The following is a 23795-nucleotide window of genomic DNA, read 5'->3' as shown; positions in this document are numbered from 1 at the left end:
TCAAGCCTACGCAGTAAAAGCAGTCGTTTAGTGGAGATAATAAGTTCGGATAAGCCGCATGGCCTCTTTTTCATCCTGGGCACATACATTACAAAACGTACCAATGCCATTGACGGGGCCTTCGTATTCCCAGACAAATGTTTTGGCGTAATTGGATTTAGTGTTGACCACTATTAACGTAGTGCCTTTGGGATTTACAGTTAGGGTAGTGTTATTCGGAAACCGGACCTGAAAGCTAGCCTCGTATTTACCGACGTAGCGTAGTTTAACGTCTTTTCGGTCTTTGCCATATGTATAATCGATGCTACTCTTTTGGCCATCTTTCATCCAGAAACTTAGCTGCTCATATGTATCCGTTCCGGGTTTCCCGTAGGAATAATTTGCCACTTTCGTTTGGGCGCTGACCATTCCGGCAACAAGTAAACTGGCAATAAACACAAAAAATGATCTTCTCATAGTACACTTGGTACCGTTATAAGTTGATTTATGCTATAATGACTATTCCTTTATAAACTGGCCACAGTCAACTATGTTACCTACTCCTTCGCCAACAACTCCTCCGCCAACTCCGTCAGGCCAACGGTAGCCGGTTCGGCGATGAACGTAACGTTGGGGCGTTTGTGCATGGTGGGAATGTTGGGGTCCACAACGTAGATCGGAACGCCATCCTGAACGGCGTAGACCAGGCCAGCCGCTGGATATACGTTTAGCGATGTGCCCACAACAATAAGCAAGTCAGCCTCATTCGTGATGTCAAGTGCTACGTCCATCATGGGCACGGCCTCGCCAAACCAGACGATATGCGGACGTAACTGAAAGCCTCTCTCGCATAGATCGCCTTCTTTCAATTCCCAGCCTTCGATGTCGTAAATCAGGCTCGGGTATTTCGTACTGCGTGATTTGAATAACTCACCGTGCAGGTGAATGACCTTCGATGATCCGGCCCGTTCGTGCAGGTTATCGACGTTCTGGGTGATGATCGTTACGTCGTATTTGGCCTCCAGTTTCACCAGGGCCAGATGTCCCGCGTTGGGCTGAACGGTAAGTGCCTGCTTTCGGCGCTGGTTGTAAAAATCCTGCACCAGCGCCGGGTTGCGTTCCCAGGCTTCGGGGGTAGCCACATCTTCGATGCGGTGATTCTCCCAAAGTCCATCCGAGGCACGGAACGTTGGAATGCCACTCTCCGCACTGATGCCAGCACCCGATAAAACGACGATTTTTTTGCGAGTTCCCATAACAATAAGATAAAGAGATTTAAACACAGAGTTACAGAGTTTTGGCACAGAGGTAACAAAGTTTTTGTTTCTGTGCACTCTGTTTTTCTCAGTAACTCTGTGTTGTAAAATTTACTCTACTACAATTTCATCCGTGGCGAACCACGTTTTTTCACCAGCGTTCGGGTGACCAGCCGGGCAGACCCCCGCGTTTTTGGCACGAATGCGAACGTAGCGCGCGCGGGCTGTTTTAAAGTCGGCCACGACGGGCAGAATGTCCCAGGGACCATTCAGCTCATACTTGACGGGTTGGGCAATGGCTTCTTTGTAGTCGGTGCCATCCTTTGATAGCGCAATGTCAACAGACGTGGGCGGGAAGTTTTTCTCTAAAATGACTTTCAGGAAATTCAGCGACACTTTCGTGACACTCGTTACGTCGCCAAGATCAACCGTTACGTCCATATCTGAACCGGAGAAGCTTACCCATTGTCGTCGGTCACGCGGTGTTTCTCCCCGAACGCCATCGGTAAGTTTGACCGTTTTCGGGTCGCTGCGCTGGTTGGGCGCACTGGCATAGGTATACGGCTTATTTTTGCCCTTGTGGAGGGTGAACGTCTGCGTCAGTTGGCCGCCCGTTTGCGTGATGGCCCGAATTGTCGTGGTTTTCGTGAGCGTGATTGGTCCGATGTATTCGGTGCTTTGTGGATTAGGTTCTTTGCCGTTCAGCGTATAGAAAATCCGGCTGTCAGCGTCCAGTTTTTTCAGAACGACCTGTATTTGACCCTGATCGTTAGCCTGCGTAGTAGCCGAAATATCAAAGAGCCGCTTAGCGTAATTGACCCCGGTAAGACGCGGCAGGTGATTTTTTAGCCGTTGCGCGAAATCCTCAAAATTATGCGGACCGGCCTGCATCCAGCCAAGTTCGGCAATGGCAATCGCCCGGGGAAATACCATGTACTCAACGGCTTCGGGTGTGGGTGTATATTCCGTCCAGATGTTCCCCTGAACGCCCAGGATGTATTTCTGCTCGGCGGGCGATAGTTCAGCAGGCATGGGTTCGTAGGCATAAACCTGATCGAGCGGCAGGTAGCCGCCAATCGCCAGCGGCTCGGTAGCCGGGTTGCCCTGGTAGTAATCCATGTAGCAGGTGCCGGCGGGCGTCATGACTACGTTGTGTTTCTGTTTAGCGGCCGCAATGCCCCCCTCAGTGCCCCGCCAGCTCATTACGGTCGCGTTCGGAGCAAGGCCACCTTCCAGAATTTCATCCCAGCCAATGATGGCCCGGCCTTTGCTGGTCACAAACTTCTCAATACGTCGGATGAAATAGCTTTGTAGTTCGTGTTCATCTTTCAGGTTATTTTTCTTCATCAACTCCTGGCAAAACGCGCTATTTTTCCAGGCTGTTTTCGGGCACTCGTCGCCCCCGATGTGAATGTATTTTCCGGGAAATAAGGCGATAACCTCCGTCAATACGTCTTGCAAGAAGCCAAACGTTTTGTCGGATGGACAGAAGACATCATCGAAAACGCCCCATTTCGTGGCTACCTGATAGGCTTTGGTTGGCTCACAGCCTAATTCGGGGTAAGCGGCCAGGGCACCTAGCGCGTGGCCGGGCATTTCAATTTCGGGGACAATGGTCACGAACCGGCTTTGCGCATAGCGTACTACGTCCCGGATTTCTTCCTGCGTATAAAATCCACCAACGGGCTTGCCATCAAACTGTTGCGGGTAATTCTGGAAATATTGACCGACGACTGTTTCGGCCCGTTTGCTACCGATCTGCGTCAGTTTTGGGTATTTTTTGATTTCAATGCGCCATCCCTGATCGTCGGTCAAATGCCAGTGAAACGTGTTTTGTTTATGCATCGCCAGCAGGTCGATGTACTTTTTGACGAACGACACAGGCATAAAATGCCGTGATACGTCGAGATGAAGCCCCCGGTAACTAAAGCGGGGTTTGTCAGTAATGGCGCAGGCAGGCATGGTTAGCGAAGAGCTTTGGGCGGAGGGCAGAGGGCCTACCGGTAAGAGCTGCCGCATGGTTTGGGCCGCATAAAACAACCCTTTAGGCGTAGCCGCTTCGGCCAGCACCCGCGTTGGAGTTACGGTCAGTTTATAGCCTTCGTCGCCAAGCGCCAGTTTCTTGTTCAGTGACAGGAAAATGTGCGCTCCTTTCGTTAACGCCGGGCTGGTGGGTGCCAGCGTCAGCGATAAGCCGTTAGCTGTTTTGACCTGGTTGATAAAGGTTTGCGCTACTGCTTTGACACTCGCATCCGTGCCCGGAGCCACCACCACACGGGTGCTGGCCGAGAGCGTGAATTGACCATTTTGTCCGGCAAATCGGGCAGGAAAGGGAATAAGGTTGTATTGATTATCGGGTTGAGCAAATGCCGAGCTGGCAGTAAACAGAAAAAAAAGCAGGTATTTCATGCGGCTGATATAGCGACGATACTATGGTTTAGGTGGCAAAATAGCGATGATTTTTCGAAAGGGCACAAAATAAAAGACCTCCCGGTAGATGATAACAACCAGGTTGGATTATCCGTAAAGAGAAGCTGTAGGGATGGGAAGACCATTAAGAACAGATTATAAATAGCGTTGCCGTGCGGTTGCGGTTGAAAAACCGTTTTACTTAGCGGCACGAGTTTTCTGACCTGTAAATTAACCCGTCTGGACGGATGCGGTCAAGAAGCCCGGTAATGTCTACTTTAAAAACAAGAATGATTAATGACCTCTACGTTCACTCAACAACTGAGTGCGGCCTTGGTAGCTGCCGCCATACTTTCTTCATGTAGCCGCCCGGTTGCTTATTTTCAGCACGGCTCCACTGAAACGTTCACTACGTCTAACCCGCAGCCAGTAACTGTACCTGTTCAGGCTAGTGCGCCATTGAACGAGTCGCCTGCGCAGGCCAGTACGGCGATCGCTCAGTCGGAAGCCTATGTCAGCACCGATAGCAAACAGGCGACCAGTAAAACCCTGACTACGCGTATGGTCAGGTTGACCCATCTGCTGACCTCAACTGATGGAACGATGAGCCCGAAGGCAACCCGTTCATCACACAAAATGAGCTTGATGGAGCGGCTGGTGATTAAGAAAATGAATAAACAGATCAGCAAGCAACTTGCCCCGAACCACCCCGAAAAAGCGATGATCAATAACGGCAAGCTGATCGGTGGCGCTGTGCTGTTGATCGCCGGGTTAATCATGTTGATTGCAGGCTCTGGCACGGTCGCCTTTATTGGCCTGATTATAGGCTTGGTGGGCGCGCTTGGCGTACTGGTTGGTGTGTTAGGAATTTGATTAAATCGTGAATTATCCCCAACCCCCTAAAGGGGGCTTAGCTCAACTATTCTCAACTTAAGCCCTCTTCAGGGGGTTGGGGGTAATTCAATAAGCAATAACCCAGTTTTGCTCAACTAAAAAAGGTTGACTTGCTGCAAGTCAACCTTTTTTAGTTGAAGGCGGAATTCGCTACGCTATTTCTTTGCCGTTGCCTTCTTCGCCGTGGCGGCTGGCTTCTTGGCTGTAGCGGTTGTCGCTTTTGTCTTGGCTGGCGCTTTGGCAGCGGCCGCCTTTTTTGCCGGTGCTTTGCCTGCGGGTTCGTCGCCCGCCAGTTTCAGGCAATCTTCGAGGGTCAACGTAGCGGGATCAATATCCTTAGGGATTTTGACGTTCCGCTTGCCCACGGCCAGATAAGGACCGTATTGGCCGTTCACGACTTTCACAGCCGGATTTTCCGGGAATTCCCGGATGTATTTATTGGCTTCCGTTACCCGCTTGGCCTGAATCAATTCGATGGCCCGTTCGAGGGTCAGGTCCGCCAGCGATTCATTGCGGGGTAACGAAACATATTTATCGTCAAACTTGACATAGGGTCCAAAGCGACCTTTGCCTGTCGAGACTAATTTGCCTTCAAACTCGCCCAGCGCTTCACTGACCGACTCCGCCCGTTTCTGCTGGATGAGTTGGATCGCCCGGTCTTCGTCAATCGTGTATGGGTCATCTTCCTTCGTGAGCGATACGTACTTGTCGTCGTGCTTCACGTAAGGCCCAAACTTACCAATGCCGATGGTCATGGGTTTGTCCTCAAAGAAACCGACTTCGCGCGGTAAGGTAAACAAGTCCAGTGCATCCTGTAACGTAATGGTTTCAATCAACTGACCATCGCGAAGGTTGGCATACTGCGGCTTTTCGTCGTCGGTCGATTCGCCAATTTGCGCGTAGGCCCCGTATTTGCCCAATCGGGCCGATACCTTCTTGCCCGAACGTGGATCAAGACCCAGATCGCGGGCGCCGGTTTTGAACGAGACAATCGACGAACCCTGAATGTCTTCGATGTTCTTGTGGAAATCGCCGTAGAAACTGCCCAGCATGGTCTGCCAGTTCATGCGTCCGTCGGCAATCTCATCGAACTCCTTCTCGACCGTCGCGGTGAACTTATAATCGACGATATCCGGGAAATATTCGACCAGAAAATCATTCACCACGATTCCGGTATTGGTCGGGAATAATTTGGCTTTTTCGGAGCCGAACGTTTCCTTTCCACTGGTTTCGCTGACCTGATTCTGCTGAAGCGTATATTCAACGTACTTTCGCTCCTGGCCGGGTTTGTCCTGCTTGACAACGTAGCCCCGGTTGATGATCGTCGAAATCGTGGGCGCGTACGTCGAAGGGCGGCCAATGCCCATTTCTTCCAGCTTCTTCACCAGCGAGGCTTCCGCGTAGCGTGGTTGCGGCCGTGTAAATTTCTCGGTGGCTTTCATCTGACCCAGGTTCAGCAATTGCCCGATCGTGAGCGGAGGCAGCATACCTTTGGCATCTTCGTCGTCCTCATCATCTTTCGATTCGAGATAAACGCGTAGAAATCCATCGAACTTAATCACTTCACCCTGAGCAACCAGCTCATTTGGAAGTGACTGTACCTTGCCAGTAGTAGGGGTATCTGCAAATGGGCTATCGTCAATATTGGTCTGAACCGTTGTGGTTACGCCATTCGCAAATTTAATGCTGATCGTTACCGTCGTGCGTTCGAGTTGCGCGTCGGACATTTGGGAGGCAATCGCCCGTTTCCAGATCAGTTCATACAGCCGTTTCTGGTCGCGGTCGGCACCCGCACTCCGGTCGTTGAAGTTCGTGGGCCGAATGGCTTCGTGCGCTTCCTGAGCCGATTCATTTTTAGTTTTGAACTGCCGGGTCTGGATGTATTTTTCGCCAAACTCCGAACTAATCTCGGCCACCGCTTTATCAATCGCTTCCTGCGAGAGGTTCGTCGAGTCAGTCCGCATGTACGAAATCTTACCAGCTTCGTACAGGTTCTGCGCAATGCGCATGGTGCGGTCTACCGAATAACCCAGTTTGCGCGAGGCTTCCTGCTGCAGCGTCGACGTCGTAAACGGTGGTGCGGGCGTCTTTTTGGCCGGACGGGTTTCTAAACTCTTAATCGTGAACGTAGCACCAATACAAGCCTCCAGAAACGCACGGGCCTCACCCGACGTAGCAAAGTTCTTAGGCAGCTCAGCATTCAGCACTTTGTTGCCGTCAACAATGAACTGAGCGGTCACCTTAAACGACGATTTCGCCGAGTGTTTGTCAATTTCGCGCTCCCGTTCGACAACGAGCCGTAACGCAACCGACTGCACACGCCCCGCTGATAAACCTGTGCTGCCGCCTTTGATCTTGCGCCACAGTACCGGCGAGAGTTCGTAGCCCACCAGCCGGTCCAGTACACGACGGGCCTGCTGAGCATTCACCAGGTCGACGTCAATGGTGCGGGGTGCTTTGATGGCATTTTGGATGGCCGTCTTCGTGATTTCACGAAAAACAATCCGTTTGGTATTGTCGCGCAGACCGAGTGCTTCCTTAAGGTGCCACGAAATGGCTTCGCCTTCGCGGTCGTCATCTGTTGCCAGCCAAACTTCGTCGGCTGCCTTGGCAAGCGATTTCAATTCACTAACTAACTTCTTCTTGTCTGGCGAAACTTCGTACGATGGCTTGAAGCCGTTCAGTACGTCTACGGCAAGCCCGTCTTTGGGCAAATCGCGTACGTGACCGAAGCTGGATTTCACGGTGAAGTCCTTGCCCAGGTAGCCTTCAATGGTTTTCGCCTTCGCCGGCGACTCCACTATGACTAAGTTTTTCGACATAATCGATTATTAAGTTGAAACGGTCTCCGCTGCCTTATACCACGAATCGAGCCAAATATAGACGCAAAAGCACTGACTTGTGCAAGACAAGTTTTGTGAAACGATACTAAAGTGGAGGATTGTTGGCTTCTCGGAGCACTTGTATATAGGTAACAACACGTAATGACTCCCAGTTCGGTTATACACCATAAAACCCATATAAATGAGCTAGTATGGCCTATTTTAAGGGATATTCCATCGTTAAAACCAGCTTATGGAATTTGGTGCCGTCAAGCATCTAAGCGGTATGAATAATTTTTTACTATTCGTCTTATTACTGGCCGCTACGGCTTGCCAGTCGGAGTCCGGCACCAGTCAGTCGAGGGTCAGTCAAGCGGTTCCTACGGATATGGCCACCATGAAATTGGCGGCTTCACCGCAAGCGGCTGAGGAGACAGAACCCCTGCCGTCCCCACAACCCGAGCAGAATCAGCCAACCGCCGTAATCAACCGGCAGCTTGTCCGGAATGCTCAACTGCGCATCCGTGTGAACGACTTTACGGCGTCGGGAAAGAATATTGAACAGGCCGTTCAGCAGGCGGGTGGGCAGCTTGAACGTTCGAACGAAACCAAAACCGATAACAGCATCGAAAACGCCCTGACGATTCGGATAGCCGCCACTCGCTTCGATGCGTTGCTGGCCTCCATCCTGAAAGAGTCCATGTTTACCGATACCAAAACGATTACCACGGAAGATATTACGCGCCGATACGTGGATATGGATGCCCGGATACGTAGCAAAAAAGCGGTTGAAGAAACCTACCTGAAACTGCTTAAACAGGCCCGTTCCGTAGCGGATGTACTGAAAGTGGAAGAACAGCTGGGTCAGATTCGGGAGGAGCGCGAAGTGCAGGAGGCCGAATTTCGCCAGTTGAAAGACGAAATTGCCCTGAGTACCATCCAGCTAACCTATTATCAGCAGACGGAAGTCGCTCTGCGGCCCGAGGAACCATTTTATGCGCAGATCTGGCGCAATTTCACCGACGGTTTTCGATTAATGGGGAACGTAGTGATCGGCGCATTTTACTTTCTGCCAGTGGGCCTGGTAGTCCTTTTGGTTAGTTGGCTGATTCAGCGCTGGCGTCGCCAGAAACAGCAGGCCAACGTTTAAAATATGGGAAGTTGGTATTACTTTCTAGCCCGGTAAGGGCTTATCAGCGTAGCGTCGGTAGGTAAATGGAGAAATACGTTTCGCGCATGCCGTCAGGTACGCAACCACTATGAATTTATTCTTTGCGGGTAATCATAGGGCTTCCAAAGTTAATGTGGCCATTGGTCTAGTGGCTGTACGTTGGTGGCTATTTTCGTAGCTGCTTTTTCAGGAATGAGCAACACCGTGAGTGCCGTTTTAGCCTTAGTGGGAACGGTTACCTCAAACCCGACCCGCGTTGTACCCGGATTGGGTGCGTCGTAGTCGTGGGGCGGATCGGTAGGCCAGGTCTTTAATTCGATCGTTGCCGGTTCCTGCACGAGCAGCGTTAGTTTTTTGCCATCCTTCGTCAATTCGGCTTTATTGCCAGTGACGGTAACCGTGGCGGATGTCAGCATCGTCCAGCGAACCGTTGTGGCTGTTGGCAGTGTTTCCAGCTCATCCCGAACCACTACGTAGTCTTTGTTCATGATGGCAATGCCGCGTTTGGCTTGCGCCACCGAACCTTTATAAACAGTCGTGAGGTCAGTAGTGGCATTCATGAACAAAGGCGTGTTCGATGCGCTGGTAATCTCCGCTTTTCCCGCGACGCGCTGGAGGCTATCGTTGATGGTTAGCGTATTATGGACGTAGTTGTTGTAGCGAAATACCTCCCATCGTTGCGAATGCTGGGTTTTATTCCACAAATCAACGCCTTTCGATTCCAGCGTTTCGTAACTCTGCATCCCGAAATCCATCGCCCAGCGTACGCCATCCGCGTCCATCACAAACGAACCGGCGTCCATATGAGCGTGATTCGTACCGGGACTGCCGCCTTTAAATCCGACAAAAATAGCTGCCGGATCAGACCAGGATGTCCGCATCAGGGCAACGGGTGTGGTTCCCGATCCAACCCACGTAGTGGATTTAGGCGCACGAATGGCGTCCATACTAATACCATTGCTCCACAGTAACGTAGCGGGCAGCAACCGATCTTTTACCTGCCGTTTTGTTTCGGCGGGGTTGGTCAAATAACGACGTTCCTCCCAGAGCAACGAAGGGTCTTTTAGCTTGTTGGCAAACCAGAACATGGCTGGCTGCAACTCCCCGTTAAGACCCGAGTCGGAGTAATTGAAGGCGTCACCGGTTGGGCCAGTCATGTTTTCCATATAGCCCGCTGAATTCAGGAAGCCCGGTTTCTGCGAGAGGCCAAAGTCGGTGCCGAACAACTTGTCGAGCGCGCTGATAAACATGACGTTGAAGCTCGTTCCGTATCCCCAGTAGCTGTACCCTTCGGGATAAGCGCCGTTGGGGCTATAATCGCCCATGGGCCGCACAATCGATTCGATCGACCGATTAATGATACGTTTGGCAAGCTCCGGCTGGTCTTCGTAAATAGCCATCGCTCCGTAGGCCATGCCCGCGTTGCAAACCTGATTCCAGTTGTTGGTAACCGTGAGCCAGCTATTGAATTTCGTGTCCAGCGACGGTTCAACGCCTTTTTTCAGAATGGCGTCTTTGATAGCCGCCCGCGATTCAGCCGACAGGGCGTTATACAACCAGTCGTACCCAATGGAGACGGCCATCGTCATTTCGGCAACGTCCAGAAAATGAGTTGGATTCCAGTCGCTGAAAGCCGATACGGCCAGCAATTCCTGTTCAGCCCGTTTCAAATACTTTTCCTGATGGGTCATGCGATAGGCATAGGCCATGTAAAATATCCGGCGTAACCCCTCCCGGCAGGTAGAAAGCAGCCGTCTGCCAATCTTGATACGTTCTAAGGGAGCCAGGGGCAGCATTCCGTCGCATTCCGTCAGGATGGCCTGGTTCAGATGTCCCCAGGTTTTGTCGGCGCTGACGGTTCGCTGGATCGTTGCCTCTTCGCCTTTTAGTAACAGAATTCGTGGATGGTCCGGAAATCTGGCAGCTCCAACCCGATCCACCTGCGCCCATGTGAGGGAAGGCAGGAAAACCAGCCACGTTATGGACTTCAGAAATGAGTTTTTCGTGATCATTGCGTAAGCGTGTCTGTTGGATGTAAACGCCGATTAAGGGCTCAGAATCGGTTTTTTACCGTTCCAGGTGACGGGAATATTCGACAAAAACCAGGTTTTACCTTTGTCGTTATTTCCCTGAAAAAACAAGTAGGTTTTGCCCGTGGTGTCCAGAAAAATATGCGGATGCCCCGATTCGCTGGCGTTCCAACTGCCCGGCGACCCATTTTTCAGGAAAGGCACCGACTGCATCCGTTCCCAGTGCAGACCGTCTTTGCTGCTGGCCACGCCAATCTGCTGCGGCCAGTTATTGTAGGCTCCGGCGTAGAACATGACCAGTTCGTTGCCCCGCTGAATGATGGACGGCGCTTCGATGCACTCGCCTTCCCAGGGAAGTTCGGGCTTTAGAATGGGTCCGTCGGTGGCAACCTGTTTCCAGTCGTCGCGGTTAAAGTTGGTCGCTGCCGGGGCGACGGCAACACCCAACTGCTGAATTTTATAGGCCGTATCGCGGGTCGCGAAATACAGAAAATACTGGTTTTTAAACTTGTAGACTTCCGCATCGATGGCCCGCCCGTATGACCAGTCAGATAGGGCAGGGCTGAAGATCGGGTTGGTAGCATTGCGGGTAAATTGAATACCATCGGCAGAAACCGCGTGACAAATCGCGTCTTTCCGGCCGTTGCCGTAGGTCTGATAAAAAAGATGTACGTTGCCATCGCGGACAAGTGCACTGGGCGCACACAGACCTTTTTTCTCATAGTCGGTAGCCGGTTTGATTTCGCCAATTTTCTGCCAGTTCGTTAAATCGAGACTTTTGGCAATGCCAATACCCCATATGTCGGCGCCGGTAGAGTCTTTTCCCATCGGCACGGAATAATAGAGCAGGTAGCGCCCCTTAAACCGAACAACGTGCGGATCTTTGGAATAGCCCGATTTTCGGTACGTAGCGTCGCCAAATAGCATCCTGGGCGGTAGGTTTTGAGCCGCTACGGGCAGGCAGAATCCACCGCTCAGCATCAATGCCAAACCGAAACAGACAAGTTTTAAAGACATAGTAGCCTTAAGATTAAGTTGCGGATAGGCAGCCAGCAAGGTAAGTGCTGCGCTTATCAGTAGTCAAGCAATCAACGGCTGATTGTTACTGATATAGCTATCTATGAAAAATACGAAGGCAGCGAAATTTCCTATTTCGCTGCCTTCAACTAAGATCAACAGGTACTTTGAATTTCTATTTTCTGCCCCTCCTTTGTCGGGAGGACAAAAAATAGAAATGGCCAAATTTACTTGAGTAAATTCAGATCGGGTTGTGCGTATTTATAGACTTTAAAATAGAGCGTCGTTTTGGTCTGGTAAATGCCTTCGATCGTTGAAATCTCGTTGATAAACTCGACCAAATCGTTGTTTGTCGGACACATAACGTCCACTTCCAGGTCATAATCCCCCGACGTACTGGCCAGAAAACTCACTTCGGGCATTTGGGAAATTGTCTGGGCAACCTGCTCTTTCAACGTAGCGGGCCGTATGTATACCGCCACGTGCGCATAGGCCTTAAAGCCAACTTTATCGGGGTCAACCCGCCCGATGATACTAATCACTCCGTCGTCAATTAATCGGTTCAGGCGGGTACGGGCGGTGCCCACCGACACACTCAACTGTTCGGCAATTTCCGTGAAGGACATACGTCCATCTTTCTGTAGACACGACAGAATCGCGAAGTCTAATTCATCCAGTGTGCTTTGTGTCTTTTCCATTACCGTGGTTTTGCACCGTAAAAATATTGTTAAAATTTGACTACTATCTAAATAATTTTTAGCTTACACATCTTATTTCTGCAAAAAGTGCAGCAGCGCAACAAAACCATGAAGTATACCCCCATTCAGAATTATATAAACGGCCAGTTTATTGAGGCAATGACCGACCGAACGCAGGAAGTGATTTCCCCTGTTGATGGTACGTTTCTGTCAACGGTTCCGCTATCGACGGCCAATGATCTGGATGCTGCAGTCAAGGCGGCTAAAGCGGCCTTCCCAGGCTGGAGCCGGACGACTATCAAAGAAAGAGTGCAGGTCTTTTTTCGCTATAAAGCGCTGTTAGAGAAGAATATAGACGAACTTGCGTTGCTGGTTCAGGAAGAAAACGGGAAAACTTACGCAGAAGCCGTAGCTGAAATCGAGAAAGGCGCTGAACTGGCCGAATTTGCCTGTTCGCTCCCCCAAATCGTTACCGGAGAAATTCTGGAAGTGAGTCGGGGGGTTGAGTGCCGCACCGAACACGTACCCCTGGGCGTGGTTGCCAGCATCGTGCCGTTCAACTTTCCGAGCATGGTCCCCAACTGGACAATCCCGAACGCCATTGCATTGGGCAACTGCATGATTCTCAAGCCATCGGAGAAAGTGCCGCTGAGTGTGGGCCGATTGGCGGAGTTGCTACAGGAAGCGGGTTTGCCAGCGGGCGTGTTCAACGTAGTACACGGCGATAAAGACGTAGTAGAAGCCATCTGCGACCATCCGGACATCGAAGCCGTGTCATTTGTGGGGTCGACGAAGATCGCCAAAACTGTTTATAAACGGGCCACCAGCAATTACAAACGCTGCCTGGCGTTGGGTGGTGCCAAAAATCACCTGATCGTTTTGCCGGATGCCATTCCGGGTATGACAGCTCAAAACATTACGGCGTCGATGGCGGGTTGCGCGGGTCAGCGGTGCATGGCGGCTTCGGCGATGGTAGCCGTCGGGCCGGTCGATCACATCATCGAAAAACTTTGTGAGGAAGCTCAAAAAATGATTCCCGGCGGAAATCTGGGGGCTGTAATCAACCGGGCTTCCAAGGAACGTATCGAACAATACATTACCGATGCCGAAAGGCAGGGCGCGAAAGTGCTGGTTGATGGCCGGAATCCGACGGTAGCAGGCAAAGAAAAAGGTACGTATGTCGGCCCAACGGTGATTGACTACGTAACACCCGATATGGCCGTTGCGCAGGAAGAAATCTTCGGGCCGGTCATCAGCATCATGCGGACCAACACCGTCGATGAAGCACTGGCCATCGAGAACGCCAATCCCTACGGAAATGCAGCTTCGGTGTTTACCCAGAACGGCGGCATGGCGCGCTACGTCATCGACAAAGCCAGTGCCGGCATGGTGGGTGTCAACGTCGGTGTCCCCGTTCCGCGTGAACCGTTTTCGTTTGGCGGTTGGAACGACAGTCGCTTCGGGGTAGGGGATATCACCGGCAAAAGCTCCATCGAATTCTGGACAAAACTGAAGAAAAGCACGACTAAATGGAACCCCGAAGCGGGGATTAACTGGATGAGTTAGAATGGTATTTGGTTTACAGTTTACGGTAGGCTGACGCATGAGTAACTGACGCGTCAGCCTACCGTAAACTGTAAACCAAATACCGTAAACTTCAAACCATAAACCAAAAAAACTATGCTTGACACAGCAACACTTTCCGAAACACAGGAAGTTCTTCAGGATAGCTTCGATTACACCGTGTTCGCCTGGAGCAAACAGAAAAATATTTCGCCCATCGCGGTGAAATACGCCAAAGGCGTTTACCTGTACGATTACGACGACAAGCGATACATCGACTTTTCGTCGGGTCTGATGAATGTGAATATCGGGCATGGGAATCAGCGGATTACGGAGGCTGTCGTTCGGCAAATGCAGGAAGTGAGCTATGTGACGCCTTATTGCGTGACTAAAGTTCGGGGGGAACTGGGTAAAAAGCTGGCTGAAATCTGCCCCGGCGATCTGAATAAAGCCTTCTTCACGTTGTGTGGGGCTACGTCTAATGAAGCAGCTATTAAACTGGCGCGCTTATATACCGGACGACACAAAATCCTGAGTCGCTACCAATCGTATCACGGCGCTACGTATGGTACGTTATCGGTGGGTGGCGACCCCCGCAAACTCCCCGATGACGCGCAGCAGGCGCCCAATTTTGTGCACATCGATATTCCGTATAAATACCGCTGGAACCACGACGAAGCCAGTATGCTGACGGACTCTGTGGCTCAGTTGGAGCGAATCATTGCCTACGAAGGACCGGGCAACATTGCGGCTATTATGCTGGAAGGCGAGTCGGGAACGTCGGGCTGTCTGCAATACCCGGTTGGCTATTTGGCCGCCGTTCGGGACATCTGCGACAAACACGGTATTTTGCTGATCATTGACGAGGTGATGAGTGGTTTCGGACGTACCGGCAAATGGTTTGGCTTTGAAAATCACAACATTGTACCGGATATGGTCACCATGGCAAAAGGGATTACGAGCGGTTATATTCCGTTCGGCTGCCTGATGGTGACGGATAAAATCGCGTCCCGCTACGACGATACAGTGTTAGCGACGGGCATGACCTATGCTGCGCATCCGGTGGGTTGTGCGGCTGCGCTGGAAACCCTGAAAGTATATGAGGACGAAAATCTGATCGAGAACACCGTCGAAATGGGCAGATACATGGATGAACAAGCTGCTATTTTGATGCAGAAGCATCCGAGCATCGGGGACTTCAGAAATACGGGTCTGCTTGGCTGTTTTGAACTGGTCAAAAACCGGAAGACGAAAGAGCCCATGGCGCCCTTCAACGCCAAGCCCGATGAAATGGCCGTGATGAGCAAAGTAGCTGCCAAGATCAAAGAGTTGGGCATGTACACCTTCGTCCGCTGGAGTTACGTATTTGTGGCACCACCGCTTTGCGTCACCAAAGAGCAAATTGACAAGGGTTTAGCGATCATCAGCGAAGCCCTTAAAATTGCTGACGAATACGTAAGCTAGGTTTACAGTTTTCGGTTTATGGTTCGCTGTCGCAAAGACAACCATGCGATAGTTTTCCTAAAAACCGAATACCGTAAACTATAAACCGTAAAAACATGCTCACCGCAAGACGCACATTTATCAAGGTACTTTCAGTGGGGACGGCCTCGGCTTTACTGCCCGCTACAACGTTTGCGTCAGTTGGAAAAGCCGATCCTGTAAAGCGAATTATCCTGGACAGCGACACGGCAACAGACGATGCCGTAGCGGTGCTGATGGCCGTTACGTCACCCAGATTGAACGTTGAAGCCATCACCATTACGTGCGGAAATGTTGGATTTGACCAGCAAACAAAGAATGCGCTGTATACACTTCAGATCGCTGGAAAGAAGGATCAGATTCCGGTTTATCAAGGTTCGGCGCGTCCAATGGTTCGGGAGGTTCACGGCAATGCGAAATACGTGCATGGCAGCGATGGCATGAGCGATTCATTCTTCCCTGACCCGCAACAAAAACCGGAGAAAGAACACGCCGTCGATGCCATTATCCGACTGGTGGACAAGTACCCAAACGAACTGACGATTGTGGCGATTGGCCCGCTCACTAACATAGCGTTGGCATTACTGAAAGAACCATCCATTGCGAAAAAGATCAAAGAGTTGTATTTCATGGGCGGTTTCTACAAGTTTTATGGCAACATCAACCCAGGTGCTACGTATAACGCCTGGGTTGATCCCGAAGCAGCCCGAATCGTTTTTCAATCGGGCATTCCGCTTACGACGGTTGGTTTCGACGTGAGTGTTAAAAGCTCTGTGTTTACAGATAACGACTACGCCAAAGTGGAAAAGCTAGGGACGAAATACAGCGACTTTTTCATGAAGATCAACAAAGTCCGTCGGAAGTATTGCAAAGAACATCAGAAGATGGACGGGTCCAATCACCCCGACGCCATTACCATAGCCGCCGTGATTGACCCAACGCTGGTGACGCAGAAAGTCTCGCGTTTTGTGGATGTCGAAACGCGGGGAGAATTAACCCTGGGGGCGTTAGCTATTGACGAACTCGGCGTCTGGGGAAAACCGCCTAATGCTACGATCTGCGTGGAGGCCGACGAAGCCAAGTTTAAGAAAATGGTATTTGATACGTTGAAAATGAGTTGAATAATTTGTAGTTTACGGTATTCGGTTTTTGGTGGCTGTCGCGAACCTGCTCATGCGTCAGCCCACCAAAAACTGAATACCGTAAACCGAAAACTTATGCAGGAATTTACTGAAGCAACCGTAGATGAGTCGTCCGCCCTGTACAGCGAAGATTTAGCGCCCATTCCCGCGTCGAAACGAACGTGGAATACCTGGAACTATGCGGCTCTCTGGATCAGCATGAGCCTGTGTATTCCCACCTATATGATGGCCAGTTCGCTTATACAGGGTGGCATGAACTGGTGGCAGGCCATTTTTACCATTTTCCTGGGTAACAGTATTGTGCTGATTCCGATGGTGTTGAATGGGCATGCGGGGGCCAAATATGGCATTCCGTTTCCGGTGTTGGTACGTTCCAGTTTCGGGACCAGTGGCGCTAACATTCCCGCATTACTACGTGCCGTGGTTGCCTGTGGCTGGTTCGGCATTCAGACCTGGATTGGCGGCTTTTCGATCTACCAGATGCTTCGGTTATGGATTCCGTCGCTGGAGACACTACCGCCCGTTTTTCCGGCTTCGTTTGGCTTGCAAACGGGTCCGGCGATCTGCTTCCTGCTGTTCTGGTTGTTGAACATGTACGTCGTTTATCTCGGCGTTGATAGTATTCGCAAACTATTGGTTTTCAAGGCTTTCTTTCTGCCCGTTGCCGCGTTAGCGTTGCTCTGGTGGGCGATATCGGCTGGAAATGGTCTTGGTCCGATTCTGGAGCAACCAGCCAAATTCGCGACCTCAGCCGAGTTTTTTGCATTTTTCTTTCCGGCCTTGACGGGCATGGTTGGTTTCTGGGCTACGTTATCGCTAAATATCCCGGATTTCACGCGCTACGCCACCACGCAGCGGGCACAAATTCGGGGGCAGCTTATTGGCCTTCCACCCTCCATGACGCTCTTCTCGTTCATCGGCGTCGTCGTTACGTCGGCGACGACCATCATTTACGGCACCACCATCTGGGACCCGCTCGTTTTAGCCGGGAAATTTGATAGTAAAATTCTGGTGAGCGTTGCCATGATTGCGGTAGCCGTTTCAACACTGGCGACCAACATTGCGGCAAATATTGTCAGTCCGGCCAATGATTTTGCCAATCTGGCTCCCTCGAAAATTGACTTCCGAAAAGGGGGCTATATCACCGGCGTGATCGGTATCTTAATTTTTCCCTGGAAGCTAATCGCCGATCCGACGGGCTTCATTTTTACCTGGTTAGTCGGGTATTCCAGCCTGCTTGGCCCCGTTGGCGGTATCATGATTGCGGACTATTTCTTCCTTCGCAAACAGAAACTTATACTCACTGATTTGTACAGCGAAACGGGCATTTACCAGTTTAAAAACGGCTTTAATTCAGCCGCCATTATTGCGTTGCTGGCGGGGATTCTTCCGAATATTCCGGGTTTCCTGACAACCATCAAAGTCATCCCCATAGACAGTGTTCCCGGCTGGATTTCCCAGCTTTACAATTACGCTTGGTTCGTCGGTTTTTTCGTGAGTGGGCTTTTGTATTTGGGGTTGATGAGAGGAAAAATAAATGCAAAAGGCGCAATGTATAGCGCAAAGAGCACAGAGGATTTTTCGCTAAATGCATAACGAATGCGGTAGTAGGTTTGAGAAGCCCTCAATCCCATGAAGGGGGCTTTGTCTATATGCGAGGAAAGTCCCCTTCAGGGGATTCAGGGGTTTTCAAACGATTTCTTAGCCAAGAACACTAAGAGCGAACATGTCTATACTTATTAAAAACGGTCGGATCGTTACGGCTGCCGACGATTACGTTGCCGATATTTTCGTGGAGGGCGAAACGATTTCCGCCATCGGCAAGAATCTGTCTGTTCAGGCGGATACGACCATTGATGCGTCGGGTAAACTGGTTTTTCCCGGCGGTATCGATCCGCACGTTCATCTGGCGATGCCGTTTATGGGGACGTTTTCGAGCGATACGCACGAAACGGGCACCCGTGCGGCTTTGCACGGTGGCACAACGACTGTCATTGATTTCGTCCTGCAAAAACAGGGGCATTCGCTCAAAGAGGCACTGGATGACTGGAATTCCCGCGCCAAAGGCACCACCGTTGGGGACTACAGCTTTCACATGGCCGTCACGGATTTCAACGAAAATACGAAAGCTGAGATTCGGGAGATGATTGAAAACGAGGGAATTACGTCGTTCAAGACGTTCATGGCCTACAAAGGAGCATTGATGATCAATGACAGCCAGATGGTGGGGCTGATGCAGGAGGTGAAGCAGCAGGGCGGCCTGGTGACGGTTCACGCAACCAACGGCGACATGATCGATTACCTCATTGCCAAACATCGGTCGGAAGGCAAACTAAGTCCGCTTTATCATTATCTCTCGCAGCCCGAAGTGACCGAAGCCGAAGCCAGCTGCCGTTTTACCGACTTGGCTGATTACACCGGATGTCCCGGCTACATTGTTCACATGACCTGCGAAGGTGCTTTGAACGGCGTTCGGAACGCAACCCGCCGGAATCAGAAAGTATATGCCGAAACCTGCATCCAATACCTGATCCTCGACGCATCCCTTTACGAGCAAAATTTCGAAGGGGCTAAGTGGGTCATGAGTCCACCGTTACGGGAGAAAAAAGATCAGGAAGCGCTGTGGGCCGGTATCAATCAGGGTCTGGTGCAGGTCGTTGCTACGGATCATTGCCCGTTTATGTGGGCGCAGAAACTGATGGGGAAAGACGATTTTTCGAAGATTCCCAACGGGCATCCGGCCATCGAAAACCGGATGGAATTGCTCTACAGCGAAGGGGTTCACAAAGGCAAAATTACACTGAATAAATACGTCGAAGTGGCGTGTACAAACCCGGCGAAAATCTTCGGCATGTTTCCTCGAAAAGGAACCCTTGCGGTGGACAGCGACGCGGATATTGTCATTTTCGACCCCAACGAAACGCATATACTTTCGGCGAAAACCCACCATATGAACGTCGATTATTCAGGTTATGAAGGCTGGGAGCTAACCGGAAAAGTAAAAACCGTTTTACTACGTGGTCGGGTGGCCATTGACGGCGATAAATGCCTGGTTGATAAGGGATACGGCCAGTTTATTAAACGTAGTAAAATGAACGGAAAAATCTAACAAGTTCACCGTTTACGGTTTTCTGTTTACAGTTGGCTGACGCATCATTTCTCATGCGCCAGCCAACTGTAAACAGAAAACCGTAAACAGAAAACACACTAGTATGCCACGAATTATTAAATCGGGACTGATACAAATGAGCCTGCCGAAGACCGAGGGGGAAGGCACGATTGAAGAAATAAAAGAAGCGATGGTGCAGAAACACATTCCGCTCATCGAAGAGGCCGGTGAAAAAGGCGTGCAGATCCTGTGTTTGCAGGAGATTTTCAACACGCCGTATTTCTGCCCGGGCCAGAACAGCGCGTGGTATGCGTCGGCCGAAAGCGTTCCCGGTCCAACCACCGACCGGATGGCCGAGTACGCCAAAAAATACAAGATGGTGATGATCGTTCCTGTCTACGAAAAAGAGCAGCCGGGTGTGCTATACAACACGGCTGCTGTGATCGACGCCGACGGTACGTATCTGGGCAAATACCGCAAGAATCACATACCACACACGTCGGGTTTTTGGGAGAAATTTTTCTTTAAACCCGGTAATCTGGGCTATCCGGTTTTCCAGACGATGTATGCCAAAGTTGGCGTGTACATCTGTTATGACCGTCACTTTCCGGATGGCGCCCGTTGCCTGGGCCTGAACGGTGCCGAAATCGTGTATAATCCATCGGCCACGGTAGCGGGTTTGTCGCAATACCTCTGGAAATTGGAGCAACCCGCCCACGCGGCTGCCAATGGTTATTTTATGGGGTGTATCAATCGCGTCGGGCAAGAAAAGCCCTGGAATCTGGGTCGTTTCTACGGGTCGTCGTACTTCGTTGACCCACGGGGTCAGATTTTCGCTACGGCCTCCGAAGACAAGGATGAATTGCTTATTTCCGAATTTGACCTCGACGTAATTGACGAAGTACGTAGCGTCTGGCAGTTCTTCCGGGATCGGCGACCGGAGACGTATGATAAATTGGTCGAACTTTAAATTAGTGAAGAATTAAGAGTGATGAGTGAAGAATAAAAAATTGAGAATCGCCTATATTCATCATTTCTGTTCTTTAACTAGTAGGCAAGTATGTTCGAAAAAGAAAGTATTATTCAGGTTAAGTCTTTTGACTTTTCAATACGTATTATTCGTATGTACCAATGGCTGTGTAAAGAACATCGAATTTATTCTCTGGCAGATCAAATTCTGCGAAGCGGAACCAGCATAGGTTCCAATGTAGAAGAAGCAACTGGTGGATTAACGAAGAAGGAATTTACAGCTAAAATAGGAATTGCCTATAAAGAAGCTCGCGAAACTAGATACTGGTTGAGGTTATTGGGAGCAACAGAATATCTCGATAAAAAGACTTTTGAATCAATGTTATCAGATTGTGAAGAATTAGTCAAAATTCTGGGGTCTATCCAAAAAACTGCACAAGAGAATCTCTTAAAAGCTAAAATGGGATGAAGGTTAAAAAGTAAAGAGTGAAGAATAACTCAGATGCTTTTATTCTTCATTCTTCACTAAAAAAGTATGGCAATTCTCAACAATCGATTAACGGCTGAACAGTACGAGCAAAACTTCAGCGACATCCACCCGCCATTCGACTCGCGCGAAGCGGCTTTGGTGGAAGCAAATCGCTGTCTGTTTTGTTACGATGCCCCCTGCATTAAAAGCTGCCCGACGAGCATCAACATTCCTAAGTTCATCAAGCAGATCACCACCGACAACATCAAAGGGTCGGCCTATACGATTCTGGATGCCAACATTATGGGGGGCGGCTGCTCGAAAGTCTGCCCGGTTGAGAAATTGTGCGAAGGTTCCTGCGTGTATAATTTTCTGGAGGAACCGCCCATTCCGATTGCCAAACTGCAACGCTACTCGACCGAAAAAGCGATTGCACACAAATGGCCGTTGTTCCAGCGCAAGCCCTCAATCGTGCGGAGGGTCGCCGTAGTAGGCGCGGGTCCGGCGGGACTGAGTTGCGCACACGTACTGAGCCGGGAAGGCGTGGACGTAACGATTTACGAGAAAGAAAGCAAAGGCGGTGGCCTGATGACCTACGGCATTGCGGCCTATAAAGTGACGCCCGAATTCTGTGAAGATGAAGTTGATTTCATTACGTCGCTGGGCGGTATCGAGATTAAGTATGAGCAGGAACTGGGCAGGAACGTATCGCTGGACGAATTACAGGTCAATTACGATGCGATCTATATCGGCATCGGTGTTGGGGTGGCACGGCAGCTGAACATTCCCGGCGAAGACCTGGCGGGTGTTGAAGATGCGATACGGTTCATTTACGACATTCGGGAGAAAGGGTATCCGTCCATACCCGTTGGCGATAAAGTGGCGGTCATTGGCCTCGGCATGACCGCCATCGATGCGGCTACCCAGGCTAAACGGCTGGGAGCCACAGAAGTAACAATCGTTTATCGCCGGACGCAGGCCGAAATGCCCAGCACCGAAGTGGAGCTAAATCTGGCGAAGCTGGACGGCTGTACGATCATTTGGCTGGCGTCGCCCAAAGAAATCATTGGCGAAAACGGCCAGGTAACGCAGCTGATCTGCAACGTAATGGAACTGGGCGTACCCGATACCAGCGGTCGCCGGTCACCGGTGGAAACGGGTGAAACCATTACGTTAAACGTCGATATGGTAATCAAAGCCGCCGGTCAGGTTCCTTATGAAGGACTGGTGAGCAGCCATGCGATTACTAACTGGAACGGTAAAATTGCCATAGACAGCCATTGTGCTACTAACATTCCCGGCGTCTTCGCGGGGGGCGACTGCGTCAACGGCGGCAAAGAAGTGGTCGATGCGGTGCAGGCGGGTAAGGATGGTGCGAGGGCGATACTAGGTTTTATAAAGAGCGAAAGAGCGAAAGAGTGAAAGAGCGGTTCGCTGGTTCGATAGAAGCTGGCGTAAGCAATTTTCACTCTTTCGCTCTTTCGCTCCTTCACTCTTTATAACATGGCTGACTTAAGCGCAAATTTCCTCGGTATCAAATCGCCTAACCCGTTCTGGCTGGCGAGCGCCCCCCCAACGGATAAACAATACAATGTACTACGTGCCTTCGAAGCCGGTTGGGGTGGTGTCGTCTGGAAGACCTTGGGGAGTCAGGTCAAGAACGTATCATCGCGGTATTCGTCGATTGATTACGGAGGAACCAGGATGATGGGATTCAACAACATCGAACTCATCTCCGACCGGCCGCTGGACATTAACCTCCGCGAAATTGCGGAGTGTGTTCGGCTGTTTCCCGACCGGGCAATGATCGTGTCGCTTATGGCCGACAACAGCCGCGAAAAATGGCATGAGCTAATTGCGCAGGTCGAAGATACGGGTGCGCACGGCCTCGAACTCAACTTCGGCTGTCCGCACGGCATGACCGAACGGGGCATGGGGGCGGCCGTGGGCCAGGACCCGGAGATTGCCAAAATGGTGGTCGAATGGGTAATGGAGAAAGCAACCATCCCGGTCATAACCAAACTGACGCCCAATGTCCATTCCGTCGTGCCGACAGGCCGGGCTGTGGTTGAGGGGGGAACAAACGCGCTGTCGCTCATCAACACCATCCAGTCGATCACGGGTGTCGATCTGGATACGTTCGTACCCAATCCTTACGTAGCCGGAAAATCGGTGTATGGGGGTTATTGCGGACCGGCGGTTAAACCCATCGCGCTTAAAATGCTGACCACCATTGCCCAGGACCCGATGACGGCCCGAATGCCAATCTCGGGAATTGGGGGTGTCAGTACGTGGAAAGATGCCGTTGAATTTATGCTGCTGGGTGCTTCAAACGTGCAGGTATGTACGGCGGCCATGAAACACGGATTCCGTATTGTTGAGGATATGATTGATGGGATGAACAACTGGATGGACGAAAAAGGCTTCAACACCCTCGACGACTTCATCGGGAAATCGGTGCCAACGATCACGCATTGGGAGGATCTTGACATCAATTACCACATCGTCGCCAACATCAACCAGGGCAAGTGCATTCATTGCGGCTTGTGCTACATCGCCTGCGAAGACACATCGCACCAGTCGATCAATCTGTCGTTTGGCAAGCCATTTAATACGTATTCGATCAAAGAAGATGAGTGCGTTGGCTGTAATTTGTGTAAATTGGTGTGTCCCGTCGATAGTTGCATTACGATGGTGGAGCAACGCAAGGGCGACGACTATGTAAACTGGAAAGAATTTCAACGGCGCGGTTTGCCATTGAACGACCACTAATAAAATGATAAAT

The 23795-nt window shown here is 50.8% G+C and carries 18 protein-coding genes; 11 read left to right on the top strand and 7 right to left on the bottom strand.

Going from position 1 to position 23795, the window contains the following annotated elements:
- Window positions 1-27 precede the first annotated feature (27 nt).
- The 3 genes from ACYVEA_RS20655 to ACYVEA_RS20645 form a co-directional block, all read right to left on the bottom strand.
- A complete protein-coding gene (locus tag ACYVEA_RS20655) occupies window positions 28-456 on the bottom strand; it encodes a hypothetical protein (RefSeq protein ID WP_461115329.1) in 429 nt (142 codons plus the stop codon).
- Window positions 457-536: 80 nt separating this feature from the next.
- Window positions 537-1235 carry an SIR2 family NAD-dependent protein deacylase gene (locus tag ACYVEA_RS20650; protein ID WP_461115328.1) on the bottom strand — a complete coding sequence of 233 codons (699 nt, stop codon included), beginning with the start codon at window positions 1233-1235 and terminating at the stop codon, window positions 537-539.
- Between the two features lie 111 nt (window positions 1236-1346).
- Complete coding sequence (locus tag ACYVEA_RS20645; protein WP_461115327.1) at window positions 1347-3644, bottom strand: glycoside hydrolase family 20 protein; 2298 nt, start codon at window positions 3642-3644, stop codon at window positions 1347-1349.
- Between the two features lie 297 nt (window positions 3645-3941).
- Between ACYVEA_RS20645 and ACYVEA_RS20640 the strand changes: the two genes are divergently transcribed.
- Window positions 3942-4517, top strand: coding sequence for a hypothetical protein (locus tag ACYVEA_RS20640; protein WP_461115326.1), 576 nt, complete (start codon window positions 3942-3944; stop codon window positions 4515-4517).
- 176 nt (window positions 4518-4693) lie between these two features.
- On the opposite strand, the gene topA is transcribed toward ACYVEA_RS20640, so the two are convergent.
- Window positions 4694-7360: a type I DNA topoisomerase gene (gene topA / locus ACYVEA_RS20635; protein WP_461115325.1), complete on the bottom strand. Its 2667-nt coding sequence runs from the start codon at window positions 7358-7360 to the stop codon at window positions 4694-4696.
- Between the two features lie 286 nt (window positions 7361-7646).
- Between topA and ACYVEA_RS20630 the strand changes: the two genes are divergently transcribed.
- The gene (locus ACYVEA_RS20630) at window positions 7647-8510 is read left to right on the top strand and encodes a DUF4349 domain-containing protein (RefSeq protein ID WP_461115324.1); all 864 of its coding nucleotides are present in this window, start codon (window positions 7647-7649) and stop codon (window positions 8508-8510) included.
- Between the two features lie 149 nt (window positions 8511-8659).
- Here the strand turns inward: ACYVEA_RS20630 and ACYVEA_RS20625 are convergent, their stop codons facing one another.
- The 3 genes from ACYVEA_RS20625 to ACYVEA_RS20615 all read right to left on the bottom strand — a co-directional run bounded on the left by ACYVEA_RS20625 (window position 8660) and on the right by ACYVEA_RS20615 (window position 12276).
- Complete coding sequence (locus ACYVEA_RS20625; RefSeq protein WP_461115323.1) at window positions 8660-10543, bottom strand: heparinase II/III domain-containing protein; 1884 nt, start codon at window positions 10541-10543, stop codon at window positions 8660-8662.
- A 33-nt stretch (window positions 10544-10576) separates the two neighbouring features.
- Complete coding sequence (locus tag ACYVEA_RS20620) at window positions 10577-11578, bottom strand: family 43 glycosylhydrolase (RefSeq protein ID WP_461115322.1); 1002 nt, start codon at window positions 11576-11578, stop codon at window positions 10577-10579.
- Between the two features lie 227 nt (window positions 11579-11805).
- Window positions 11806-12276, bottom strand: coding sequence for an Lrp/AsnC family transcriptional regulator (locus ACYVEA_RS20615; protein ID WP_461115321.1), 471 nt, complete (start codon window positions 12274-12276; stop codon window positions 11806-11808).
- Window positions 12277-12384: 108 nt separating this feature from the next.
- On the opposite strand from ACYVEA_RS20615, the gene ACYVEA_RS20610 reads away from it, so the two are divergent.
- The 9 genes from ACYVEA_RS20610 to preA all read left to right on the top strand — a co-directional run bounded on the left by ACYVEA_RS20610 (window position 12385) and on the right by preA (window position 23782).
- Window positions 12385-13842: a CoA-acylating methylmalonate-semialdehyde dehydrogenase gene (locus ACYVEA_RS20610; RefSeq protein ID WP_461115320.1), complete on the top strand. Its 1458-nt coding sequence runs from the start codon at window positions 12385-12387 to the stop codon at window positions 13840-13842.
- Window positions 13843-13956: 114 nt separating this feature from the next.
- A complete protein-coding gene (locus tag ACYVEA_RS20605; RefSeq protein WP_461115319.1) occupies window positions 13957-15303 on the top strand; it encodes an aminotransferase class III-fold pyridoxal phosphate-dependent enzyme in 1347 nt (448 codons plus the stop codon).
- 95 nt (window positions 15304-15398) lie between these two features.
- Entirely contained in the window at window positions 15399-16442 is a 1044-nt protein-coding gene (locus ACYVEA_RS20600; protein ID WP_461115318.1) for a nucleoside hydrolase, read from the top strand.
- Window positions 16443-16538: 96 nt separating this feature from the next.
- Window positions 16539-18059 carry an NCS1 family nucleobase:cation symporter-1 gene (locus ACYVEA_RS20595; RefSeq protein ID WP_461115317.1) on the top strand — a complete coding sequence of 507 codons (1521 nt, stop codon included), beginning with the start codon at window positions 16539-16541 and terminating at the stop codon, window positions 18057-18059.
- Between the two features lie 130 nt (window positions 18060-18189).
- Window positions 18190-19572, top strand: coding sequence for a dihydropyrimidinase (gene hydA / locus ACYVEA_RS20590; protein ID WP_461115316.1), 1383 nt, complete (start codon window positions 18190-18192; stop codon window positions 19570-19572).
- Between the two features lie 103 nt (window positions 19573-19675).
- A complete protein-coding gene (locus ACYVEA_RS20585) occupies window positions 19676-20542 on the top strand; it encodes a nitrilase-related carbon-nitrogen hydrolase (protein ID WP_461115315.1) in 867 nt (288 codons plus the stop codon).
- A 90-nt stretch (window positions 20543-20632) separates the two neighbouring features.
- On the top strand, window positions 20633-21010 hold the full coding sequence (locus ACYVEA_RS20580; protein WP_461115314.1) for a four helix bundle protein: 378 nt from the start codon (window positions 20633-20635) through the stop codon (window positions 21008-21010).
- A 66-nt stretch (window positions 21011-21076) separates the two neighbouring features.
- Window positions 21077-22432 (top strand): NAD(P)-dependent oxidoreductase, encoded by a 1356-nt coding sequence (locus ACYVEA_RS20575; RefSeq protein WP_461115313.1) that lies wholly within the window; start codon window positions 21077-21079, stop codon window positions 22430-22432.
- An 81-nt stretch (window positions 22433-22513) separates the two neighbouring features.
- The gene (gene preA, locus ACYVEA_RS20570) at window positions 22514-23782 is read left to right on the top strand and encodes an NAD-dependent dihydropyrimidine dehydrogenase subunit PreA (protein WP_461115312.1); all 1269 of its coding nucleotides are present in this window, start codon (window positions 22514-22516) and stop codon (window positions 23780-23782) included.
- Window positions 23783-23795: the final 13 nt, after the last annotated feature.

The organism is Spirosoma jeollabukense, from assembly GCF_054777855.1.
This window is presented reverse-complemented; position numbering and strand designations above follow the sequence as displayed.

What these genes read in the sequence shown, in the direction of transcription:
- ACYVEA_RS20655 (WP_461115329.1), bottom strand. Translation starts at nt 456, where the DNA reads ATGAGAAGATCATTTTTTGTGTTTATTGCCAGTTTACTTGTTGCCGGA.
- ACYVEA_RS20650 (WP_461115328.1), bottom strand. Translation starts at nt 1,235, where the DNA reads ATGGGAACTCGCAAAAAAATCGTCGTTTTATCGGGTGCTGGCATCAGT.
- ACYVEA_RS20645 (WP_461115327.1), bottom strand. Translation starts at nt 3,644, where the DNA reads ATGAAATACCTGCTTTTTTTTCTGTTTACTGCCAGCTCGGCATTTGCT.
- ACYVEA_RS20640 (WP_461115326.1), top strand. Translation starts at nt 3,942, where the DNA reads ATGACCTCTACGTTCACTCAACAACTGAGTGCGGCCTTGGTAGCTGCC.
- topA (WP_461115325.1), bottom strand. Translation starts at nt 7,360, where the DNA reads ATGTCGAAAAACTTAGTCATAGTGGAGTCGCCGGCGAAGGCGAAAACC.
- ACYVEA_RS20630 (WP_461115324.1), top strand. Translation starts at nt 7,647, where the DNA reads ATGAATAATTTTTTACTATTCGTCTTATTACTGGCCGCTACGGCTTGC.
- ACYVEA_RS20625 (WP_461115323.1), bottom strand. Translation starts at nt 10,543, where the DNA reads ATGATCACGAAAAACTCATTTCTGAAGTCCATAACGTGGCTGGTTTTC.
- ACYVEA_RS20620 (WP_461115322.1), bottom strand. Translation starts at nt 11,578, where the DNA reads ATGTCTTTAAAACTTGTCTGTTTCGGTTTGGCATTGATGCTGAGCGGT.
- ACYVEA_RS20615 (WP_461115321.1), bottom strand. Translation starts at nt 12,276, where the DNA reads ATGGAAAAGACACAAAGCACACTGGATGAATTAGACTTCGCGATTCTG.
- ACYVEA_RS20610 (WP_461115320.1), top strand. Translation starts at nt 12,385, where the DNA reads ATGAAGTATACCCCCATTCAGAATTATATAAACGGCCAGTTTATTGAG.
- ACYVEA_RS20605 (WP_461115319.1), top strand. Translation starts at nt 13,957, where the DNA reads ATGCTTGACACAGCAACACTTTCCGAAACACAGGAAGTTCTTCAGGAT.
- ACYVEA_RS20600 (WP_461115318.1), top strand. Translation starts at nt 15,399, where the DNA reads ATGCTCACCGCAAGACGCACATTTATCAAGGTACTTTCAGTGGGGACG.
- ACYVEA_RS20595 (WP_461115317.1), top strand. Translation starts at nt 16,539, where the DNA reads ATGCAGGAATTTACTGAAGCAACCGTAGATGAGTCGTCCGCCCTGTAC.
- hydA (WP_461115316.1), top strand. Translation starts at nt 18,190, where the DNA reads ATGTCTATACTTATTAAAAACGGTCGGATCGTTACGGCTGCCGACGAT.
- ACYVEA_RS20585 (WP_461115315.1), top strand. Translation starts at nt 19,676, where the DNA reads ATGCCACGAATTATTAAATCGGGACTGATACAAATGAGCCTGCCGAAG.
- ACYVEA_RS20580 (WP_461115314.1), top strand. Translation starts at nt 20,633, where the DNA reads ATGTTCGAAAAAGAAAGTATTATTCAGGTTAAGTCTTTTGACTTTTCA.
- ACYVEA_RS20575 (WP_461115313.1), top strand. Translation starts at nt 21,077, where the DNA reads ATGGCAATTCTCAACAATCGATTAACGGCTGAACAGTACGAGCAAAAC.
- preA (WP_461115312.1), top strand. Translation starts at nt 22,514, where the DNA reads ATGGCTGACTTAAGCGCAAATTTCCTCGGTATCAAATCGCCTAACCCG.